9 protein-coding genes and 1 tRNA gene are annotated in these 9,650 nt (G+C 33.6%); 3 read left to right on the forward strand and 7 right to left on the reverse strand.

All coding sequences use genetic code 11. The annotated features are described in order from the left end of the window. Nucleotides 1–246 precede the first annotated feature (246 nt). From ABFR62_11015 to nusB, 7 genes are all read right to left on the reverse strand, one after another. Entirely contained in the window at nucleotides 247–948 is a 702-nt protein-coding gene (locus ABFR62_11015) for a response regulator transcription factor (protein MEN8138951.1), read from the reverse strand. Nucleotides 949–1,198: 250 nt separating this feature from the next. Beyond that, entirely contained in the window at nucleotides 1,199–2,782 is a 1,584-nt protein-coding gene (locus tag ABFR62_11020; protein MEN8138952.1) for an ATP-binding protein, read from the reverse strand. Nucleotides 2,783–2,992: 210 nt separating this feature from the next. Beyond that, entirely contained in the window at nucleotides 2,993–3,589 is a 597-nt protein-coding gene (coaE, locus tag ABFR62_11025) for a dephospho-CoA kinase (protein MEN8138953.1), read from the reverse strand. Nucleotides 3,590–3,598: 9 nt separating this feature from the next. Next, nucleotides 3,599–4,582: a YbbR-like domain-containing protein gene (locus ABFR62_11030; protein MEN8138954.1), complete on the reverse strand. Its 984-nt coding sequence runs from the start codon at nucleotides 4,580–4,582 to the stop codon at nucleotides 3,599–3,601. 177 nt (nucleotides 4,583–4,759) lie between these two features. Next, nucleotides 4,760–5,083, reverse strand: a complete 324-nt coding sequence (yajC, locus tag ABFR62_11035; protein MEN8138955.1) for a preprotein translocase subunit YajC — start codon at nucleotides 5,081–5,083, stop codon at nucleotides 4,760–4,762. A gap of 18 nt (nucleotides 5,084–5,101) precedes the next feature. After that, nucleotides 5,102–5,563, reverse strand: a complete 462-nt coding sequence (locus ABFR62_11040) for a DUF1573 domain-containing protein (protein MEN8138956.1) — start codon at nucleotides 5,561–5,563, stop codon at nucleotides 5,102–5,104. 100 nt (nucleotides 5,564–5,663) lie between these two features. Then, nucleotides 5,664–6,605: a transcription antitermination factor NusB gene (nusB, locus tag ABFR62_11045; protein MEN8138957.1), complete on the reverse strand. Its 942-nt coding sequence runs from the start codon at nucleotides 6,603–6,605 to the stop codon at nucleotides 5,664–5,666. Nucleotides 6,606–6,826: 221 nt separating this feature from the next. On the opposite strand from nusB, the gene ABFR62_11050 reads away from it, so the two are divergent. The 3 genes from ABFR62_11050 (at nucleotide 6,827) to ABFR62_11060 (ending at nucleotide 9,508) form a co-directional block, all read left to right on the forward strand. After that, nucleotides 6,827–8,578 (forward strand): ABC transporter ATP-binding protein, encoded by a 1,752-nt coding sequence (locus ABFR62_11050; GenBank protein ID MEN8138958.1) that lies wholly within the window; start codon nucleotides 6,827–6,829, stop codon nucleotides 8,576–8,578. 245 nt (nucleotides 8,579–8,823) lie between these two features. Continuing rightward, the gene (locus ABFR62_11055; GenBank protein ID MEN8138959.1) at nucleotides 8,824–9,237 is read left to right on the forward strand and encodes a PUR family DNA/RNA-binding protein; all 414 of its coding nucleotides are present in this window, start codon (nucleotides 8,824–8,826) and stop codon (nucleotides 9,235–9,237) included. A 196-nt stretch (nucleotides 9,238–9,433) separates the two neighbouring features. Beyond that, nucleotides 9,434–9,508, forward strand: a tRNA-Pro gene (locus tag ABFR62_11060). Nucleotides 9,509–9,650: the final 142 nt, after the last annotated feature.

Below are 9,650 nucleotides of genomic sequence, written 5' to 3' on the forward strand. Positions count from 1 at the left end.
TAGACTTTGAACTTTAGACTTTGAACTTTAGACTTTAGACTTTAGACTTTAGACTTTGAACTTTAGACTTTGAACTTTAGACTTTGAACTTTAGACTTTGAACTTTAGACTTTGAACTTTAGACTTTGAACTTTAGACTTTGAACTTTAGACTTTAGACTTTAAACTTTAAATGTTATCATCGATAACTTACAAAGCTAATCAATACAAAAAAAAACGGAAGAGTTTTAAACTTTTCCGTTTTTTCTTAACCCTCTCTAACAACGAGTCTGAATCCCTCACCGTGTATATTTATTATCTCCACATCTGCATCACCCTGCAAATACTTTCTGAGCTTTGCAACATAAACATCCATACTTCTCGACGTAAAATAATTATCATCTTTCCAGATACGGGTAAGAGCTAATTCTCTTGGCATTAAATCGTTCAAATAAATACACATCAGTTTTAAAAGTGCATTTTCTTTTGGTGACAGTTTTTTTGTTTCACCGTCGAGCGTTAAAAACCTCAACTTGGAATTAAAATCATATTTCCCGATCTTAAATTCAAACTGCTGATATTTATTATCATCATTTTCATTTTTCCGGTGTAAAATTGCTTTTATCTTATAGAGCAACACCTCCGAATCGAAAGGTTTATTTAGATAGTCATCAGCTCCAACCTGATAGCCTTTCACTACATCTTCCTTCATAGACTTTGCAGTAAGAAAAATGATAGGCATATTAGGACTCAGTTCTTTTATTTCTTTTGCAAGTGTAAAACCATCCTTATATGGCATCATGACATCAAGTATTGCCAAATCGTGCTCTCCGTTTTTGAATTTCACCAAGCCATCATTTCCGTCCACCGCATGAGTAACTTCATAATCATTGAGAATTAGATAATCCTTAAGAACTGTTCCGAAGTTAGGATCATCTTCTACTAACAGCAGCCTGCTTTTTTTATTCATAATTAAATTTTTTCAATTATAACTAATCTAATAATGCTACCGATAAATGGTATATTAAATATTTCACTTAAGGTTTTTGATGAAACTAGCATGACAAAATTTCAACAAATTTGCCCCACAGGGCTATTATAAAAATTTTGTTTTGCGAACACCATCTGACAAAAACATAAAAATTATTAACAGATGAATAAATATAAGCTAAATAATAATATTATTTCAATTATAGGCGAAATATTAGACAAGACAACCTTTATTTTTTCTCTTCTCCATATAAAGGTATACTCACACTAAAAACACTCCCCTTTCCTTTTTCACTTTCCACACTTACTGTACCGTCATGAGCTTCTACTATTTGCTTCACATAAGCCAAACCTAATCCCTGCCCTTTAATATTATGGACATTTCCTCTTGATACCCTAAAAAACTTATTAAAAATTTTACTTTGTGCCGACTTACCAATTCCAATCCCTTTGTCGCTTACCTCAACTATAATATTATTTCCTGCATTATATGTAACTACCTTAATTTCGGGTGTTGAAACGGTATATTTATTGGCATTATCCAGAATATTTACCAAAACATTACTAAAGTGGAGCGAATCCAAATTAACAATATCATTCTCTGCATTCAATTCAAAATCTATTACTCCGCCCCTGTCTTCAACTATAAGGAGCAAATGCTCAATAGCTTCTTCTACTACCTCATTAAAACTTGTAATTTCTTTTGTTAACTCCAGCTTGTTTCTGTCTAATCTTGAAATTCTCAACACATTTTCTATTTGCTGGTGCATCCGGTTATTCTCATCTTTTATAACCTTTGCATAATGAAGTACTTTGTCGGTATCAGAAATAATCTTAGAGTTACTTATTGCGTCAACCGATAAGTTTATAGTAGCAATTGGGGTTTTCAGCTCATGAGTCATATTATTAATAAAATCTGTTTTCACCTGAGATGTTCTCCTGTGTTGAAATATAAGGTACAATGCCCCGGCATAAGTAAAAACTATAATCAAAGTAAAGATTACCGAGAAAAACAGCATCCACTTCATCGATGACAACACAAAATCGCGTTTATTTGGAAACTGTACATAGAGGTCGTAAATAGACTCTCCAAACTTATCAGTAAAAACCGGAACTACATATTCATTCCCCGACTGTATAAACCTTTTAGAGTAAACAGGAGTGATTAATCCACTACTCATTATTGCGTATTCGAATCGGGTTCTGATTTTATTATTGGATAAATGTATAGACAAGAGTCTCTCCAGCGTTTCTTTACTAACTCTTTTCCTTATAGATATTTTATTACCGTGCTCCACGTATTTCTCCTCAATCAAAGCCAACTGAAACACACTTATACTGTCTTCATCACTAAAGGATTTCAAAAAATCAGACTTTATTTTATAAGTACTTTTACCCTCTGAAAATCCTGAAATTTCTGATTTTATAGCACCTGTAACTATTCTTAGTGCTCTTAATGAATCCTCATGACTGATTACAAAATCTAAATTCGAAAGCTCTGAATCAAATACCAGTCTTTTTTCATCTAAAATTGAACTTTTTTTCGGATTCTCTATCCCTCTGATAAGTTCTTCTACCCTACTACTGTTATCTCCACTTGCCTGTCGGGCTTTTCCGTATCTCTCGGCAAAGTTTTTAACATCTATTAATTTCAAATCACTCGAAACACCAATCAGCGACTGGGTAATAAGCTGAGAAAATTGTTCCTCCTTAACCTTAATAGACTCTGTTATCCAGTAAACCTGAAGACCAACGATCCCGGTTAAAGACAGACTCATTAAAACTATTAATGCTATATATATTCTTTTTGTCATTCTTAAATATTACCAGAGAAAACCTAAAATATTTTTATTTGCGACATAAAAATAAACACTAAACTATTTAACAGTGATACCCTTAACTATATTTTAACAAATTTTAACTTTATATTAATAATGCTAATCTATGCATAGTATTATATTCGTTCTGTTGTATAAAGCTACAATAAAAAGAATTACATCGAACTTAATTATTAAAAAGAGGCGTTAAGCCTCTTTTTTTTCTACCTCTTTTAACTTCCTTAACAAATCCTTCACTTTAGCTTCCAAAGATTCTAAATCATTATTTTCAATAACAATATCAGCCTTTTCATTGCGTTTCTCATCTGTCCATTGGTTATTTATCCTCGCAGAAACCTGACTTTCATCTACACCGTCACGGCCAACAACCCTTCTGATTCGTTCTTCAACATCGGCGCTTATACTAACATTAATATCACACTCTTTATATGCTCCCGATTCAAATAATATTGCTGCCTCTTTTACTACAATTTTACTTTTCTGCTCCTCCATCCATATTTTGAAATCGACAGCAACAGCAGGGTGAACCAGAGAATTCAATACATTCAGCTTTGATTTATCTTTAAAAACAATTTCAGCCAAATAAGCCCTGTTCAAAACTCCTCCTTCATAAACCTCTCCTCCAAACTCTCTTTCCAAACCGGATCGCAGCTCCATAGAATTTTGCATAAGGTATTTTGCTCTATCATCTGCAAAATAAACCGGAACCCCATACTTTAAAAGCATCTTCGCTACAGTACTTTTTCCGCTCCCGATACCACCTGTAAGCCCTACAACTAACATAATAACATTTTACTTATCTATTTTTCTCAACAAAAATTCAACCTCAGCAGGTTCCACTCTTATCAGATCAACCTTATCAGACAAGACATTAACTTTTAACGGAATAGTAGCAGCATCATCACTTTTCAGACTGTCATAATCAGCTACAACCTCAAAATGCGTTGGTTTTATAGACTCACAATCACTTAATCCGGCATTAAATATCAACTCCACATTATCAGGAAATGTTTTTAACAGAAATCCTTGGGGTATATTCTCGAAAGCTACCGGAACATTAATCCTGTTCTGTGTAAATTGCTCTATCTTTATCTCTACACTTACAGCCTTAACGGATAACTCAACTCTATCGTCTTCGAGGCTTTTGAATGCTATAGTACTTTTAGTGCTTTCTCTAAGATTTTTTCTTTCAAAATAAACAGTTTCAATAGAATCTATTTCTGTCACTACCGACGAAGGACCGCTTATAGTAATTGAATCCGGCTTTATTGAAACCGGCTCTAAAAACTTATATGACTTATCCAAATCAAGGCTATAATTCAAAATTACGGGGATTTTTTTCGATACCTTCTTCGAAAAATCAAAATGAATTGTATCCGGTCCATTATAAGACAGACCCACACTACCCGGAAACTGTTGCTTTATCAAAATAAACTGTTCTTCAGGCAATACATAATACTGTCCATCCGAATACTTTTTCAATTCAGATAAATCAACCTCTATTTTCTTCCCTGTTAAGGTGTAATTCAACATCTGAAAACCACTTCCCGAAACTTCAAGAGACAAATTAGCCTCATCGATTTTACTCCAGGAAAGATTTTCGGGTACAGAAATATATTTCACAGAAAAATCATCAGTTACAGTATATGATTTTGACAGTTTAATCAAAAGCCAAAATAAAGTGGATATAAATACAAAAACAAAAAAGACACGGTAATTACGTCCCTTGCTATAGTTTTTTATTAATTTAACTATTTCTCTATAAGTCCTCTTCATTTTTGTCAAATAAATTATCCTTTGGTTTAATTGTCTTTTACCCTTTTCAATAACTTTGGACATCTTAAAAAGGGCACTTCCAAAAATTTGTCACAAACAAATATCTCGTAATGTTTACTTTATTCCAAATAAAAAGCCCCCAATAAATGGAGGCTTTAAAAAAAACTTCTTTAAAGTTTATTTCTTTTCGTATTTCTTTTCCTCTGATGAATAACTGGCAGCAGTAAGTTCCTGCGATATAGCCGAACGCTCAAATTTAATTCTACCTGCTCCTGTTTCTATCACACATGTTGTATCGCTAAGGTCAATTATTTTACCGTGAATTCCACTGGTAGTAACAACTCTGTCTCCCTTATTAATATCACTTTGAAACTTCTTTTCTGTTTTTTGTTTCTTTACCTGAGGTCTGATCATAAAAAAGTAAATAACCGCAAACATTAAAACAAGCATTATAATGGAGTTCCATTGCCCTCCATCTGCCTGTAAAAAAACTGTATCCATTCTATCTATTATTATTAATTATTTATTAGTCTCTTTTTTGGCAACATTAGCCATAATATGTACAAACTCCATCCTTTTTTCGGTATTGGTAGTAAGTGTAACTCTTTTGTTTTGTTTACCGGGTTTACGGTTAGAGTTAAACTTTACAGAAATTTCACCTTCCTCTCCGGGTTGTATCGGCTTATCGGTATATTTTGGAATTGTACAGCCGCAAGACGCCCTTGCGTTTGTAATAATTAATGGTGTATCCCCATCATTTTTGAATTTAAATACTGTTTCTACAATATCTCCTTCATTTATATCTCCAAAATCGTGTTTTTCTTTTTCGAAAGTCATTGTTGGAAACCCCTTATTGATCTCTGCAACTTTTAACTCCGAACTTTCTGCATTTTCCTTATTAATTCTACTTGTAGCATCATCGCCACAAGATGAAAACAAAAGAACTCCAAAAGTTAACGCAAGGATTTTTAAGCTTTTCATAATACTACATTAAATGGTTATTATTTAATAATTACGCACCAAATATAATACTTTATGACAATTAAGACGAACTACTCGGGCTTAATTAAGGTTTAAACATTTAAATCAACCCTCTGCCGGATTTCTTTATTACACCTTCTTTATCGAGATCTCTCCACAAATTATCGAGTACACCATTTATAAAAACACGACTCTTAGGAGTAGAAAAATCTTTCGACAACTCTAAATACTCATTAATCGTAACTTTTGTTGGGATAGATGGAAAATACAGGAATTCACTAAGCCCCATCTCCATTAAAATCAAATCCAACTGAGCTATACGGTCTGAATCCCAGCCCGGAGTTTTGTCGGAAATTAATTTTCGGGTTTTCTCTGAATTTAATATTGTTTTCTTAAACAGATCTATTGCAAACTTTTTATCTTCTAAATCCTTATAAAGAGTCATCAAAGGCTGTTCATCTTCCGAATCCTCAAATATAAGCGTTAGCGATTTTACAACCATACTGTTAGCAACAGCCAAATCGCCTAACCATGATATATTTTCACTCTCTATAAACTCATGAATCTTTTCGTTTGGTGCAATAATCTCTTTATAAACATCTATCATAAAGTTTTTATCCGACTTAAATCGAGGAGAATCTTTTGCAATATACTTGGCGTAAAGATCGCTTTCTTTGATTTCTTTTAGCAGTATCTGTAAGTATTCGTCATGATCTTTCCACCCAAGGCTCCTGTCTTCTAAATTTTGATTTAATGCCTTGCTTTCTGCTAATTTGGCAACAAACTTATTATTAGCAAACTTCTCATTGGGTGCCAATTCCCTATCCTGGGGAGACAACCTGTTTTTTCTTTTCTCGAGGATGTTTTTATCCCACTCTACAACCTCTACAACCAAATCCAGAAGCAGTATATATAAATCAAATATGTTGTCAATACTCCTTAACATATTTTTTTGTTCACCATCAACCTTATCATTTCCCGATTGAACAAAGGCATAAACTGATTGCATCACTTTTGCCCTGATATGTCTCCTTGTAAGCATAAAAAAGAACGAATTAATATAAAAATCAAATATTATTTTATTCTGCAAAGATAATTATTAAAAGAGAATTCTGTTTTTTTTTATATTAATTTTATAGCTAAATTAAACTTCGCAAGCTTATTTTTGACGAAACGTGTATAAATGTTGATGAAGCAGACACAAATAAGTTGTAGCTTTCCCCTCCTGAGAGGGGATTAAAACAAAAAACCTTTTACTAACAAATGAAAGAACTAAAATATCTTAACAAATACCTTCTCAGGAATAAATGGCGACTAATTCTTGGAATTGTATTTATTGTTATTGCTAATGTTTTCGCTCTTTTACCTGCTCAACTAATTGGGAAATCTTTCGATGTAGTTACAGAGTTAATAAAAAAGCCTCTTCCTTTTTCCGACCTCGACATATCTAATTTAAAGACCAAACTCTACTACTTTGGTTTAATTGTAATAGGAGCATCACTTGCAAAAGGATTTTTTACTTTCCTGATGAGGCAAACCATAATTATTGTTTCCCGATTCATTGAATACGACCTTAAAAATGAGATATACTCTAAATATCAGGTTCTTTCGTCTGATTTCTACAAAAAAAACAGAACAGGCGATTTAATGAGCAGGATTACTGAAGATGTCAGCCACGTGAGAATGTACTTGGGGCCGGCTCTTATGTATTCTTTCAACCTGATTTCTCTAATTATAATTGTTGTTTTTAATATGTTCAGAATCGACTGGGAACTTACTTTAATAGTACTTACTCCCCTGCCTCTTTTGGCCTACTCTGTATATAAAGTCAGCTATTTAATAAACAAAAAGAGTGAAACCGTACAGGTTTACCTGGCCAAGGTATCAACATTTGTGCAGGAATCTTTTTCAGGTATCAGAATCTTAAAATCATACGGCATTGAAAACAACAGTAATATAGAATTCAATGATTTATCGGAAGCATACCGAATAAAAAGTCTATCCTTAACAAAAGTAAATGCAGCATTCTTCCCCACCCTGATACTTTTAATCAGCATTAGCTCTACACTGACAATATATTACGGGGGAGTTAAGGTTATAAATAATGAGATAACTCCCGGAGTTATTGCAGAATTCCTTATTTACATCAATATGCTTACCTGGCCTGTTGCAACAATCGGCTGGGTAACATCAGTAGTTCAAAGAGCCGAAGCATCGCAAAAAAGGCTAAATGAGTTTTTAAACTCTGATAACATCATCAAAAACCACGTTAACTACAATACCGAGATAAAGGGAAATATTGAGTTCAACAACGTATCATATACCTATCCCGAAAGCGGAATTAAAGCTTTAAAAAATATTAATTTTTCGGTTGAAAAAGGCCAAACTCTGGCAATAATGGGACTTACCGGCTCCGGCAAATCAACTATCGCCAACCTTATTAGCAGACTTATTGAGGCCAACAGTGGTGAGATTTTGTTTGATCACTTACATATTAACAGTATAAACATAGCTGATTTACGCAAAAGCATAGGGTACATTACCCAGGAATCATTCCTGTTTTCAGACACTGTCAGTAACAATATTGCATTTGCAGCAACTAATGCCAGCCAGGAAGAAATAATAAAAATTGCTAAAATTGTAGATATCCACAGCGAAATAATAAACTTTCCAAATGGATATGACACGAAAATTGGAGAAAGAGGAGTTACCCTGTCGGGAGGGCAAAAACAAAGAATCTCAATTGCAAGAGCTCTATTAGCAAGACCGAAAATTCTGATTTTCGATGACTGCTTTTCAGCAATAGACAGTTCTACGGAAAGTAAAATCCTACACAATTTAAAACTATTACCTTACAAGACTACAATAGTATTCATAACACATAGAATATCAACTGCAAAGAATTCCGACAAAATAATTATTCTAAACAAGGGAGAAATTAGCGAGCAAGGAACTCATTCTCAACTAATAACAATCAACGGCTTTTACACTAAGCTTTTACACTCCCAACAATAGATTCAAGAAGCAGGATTTTTTCCATTGTCAAGTCAAATATTTTTATAGATTTGTTCCGATCAAGATTGTTTTTGCATTTGATAATGATATTGAAGTTTAAAGTCGTATCATTCCGGTTCTGAAGAATAACGGTATGACATGAAAAAGTTACCCCAGGGTATTTAACTTATTAAACTCCTTTTTATTTATCACTCATAAAACTGATCTTTTTTTTTACTAAACCAAAAGAATAACTTACTGATAGGATGAACGAAAGAGAAACTCCCAGAGAAAACGAAGAAATATTTTCGAAAGCTTTAAGGGCAGGAAGGAGAACATATTTCTTCGATGTTAGAGCTACCAAAGCAGATGACTATTACCTTACTATTACAGAAAGTAAGAAGTACACAAACGAAGACGGTTCATTCCGTTACAAGAAACACAAAATCTATCTGTACAAAGAAGATTTTGAAGGCTTTAAAGAATTCTTAAATGAGTCGACAGATTACATCTTCCAAAACAGAGGTGAAGAGGTAATTTCCGACAGACACCAACAGGATTTTGTTGCTGTTCAGAATGAAGAAGAAGTGAAAAAAGTTGAAGAAGTGGAAGAAGTGGAAGAAGTAGTAAGCGCAAATAGCAATGAAAGCTTCACTGATGTAGATTTCGAAGATTTATAGAACTAATCAGCAACCGGTATTTTAAGTACTTTAATTCACTCCGGAGCACTAGTCAACTAAATAATACAAGCATAAAACCCTCACTTTCTGAGGGTTTTATTTTTTCTTTAATTTTTACCTCGAAATAACTTGCAGATAAACAAAATAGATGTACATTTGCAACCGCAAAAACAAACAAACATTGTTTAGTTTTTAGCGGGGTGTAGCGTAGCCCGGTCATCGCGCCTGCTTTGGGAGCAGGAGGTCGCAGGTTCGAATCCTGCCACCCCGACAAAACACAATCCCTTTTGAACAAAGTTCAAAAGGGATTTTTTGTTTCCAAAAGTGTCGAAAGCTCGCTTTCGTAAAACTTTTGGAAACAAAAAATCCTCAAACGCGCCAGCGTTTGAAGGGATTGGTTTTGAATCGACTCC

Source organism: Bacteroidota bacterium (assembly GCA_039714315.1).
Taxonomy (GTDB): Bacteria; Bacteroidota; Bacteroidia; order Flavobacteriales; family JADGDT01; genus JADGDT01.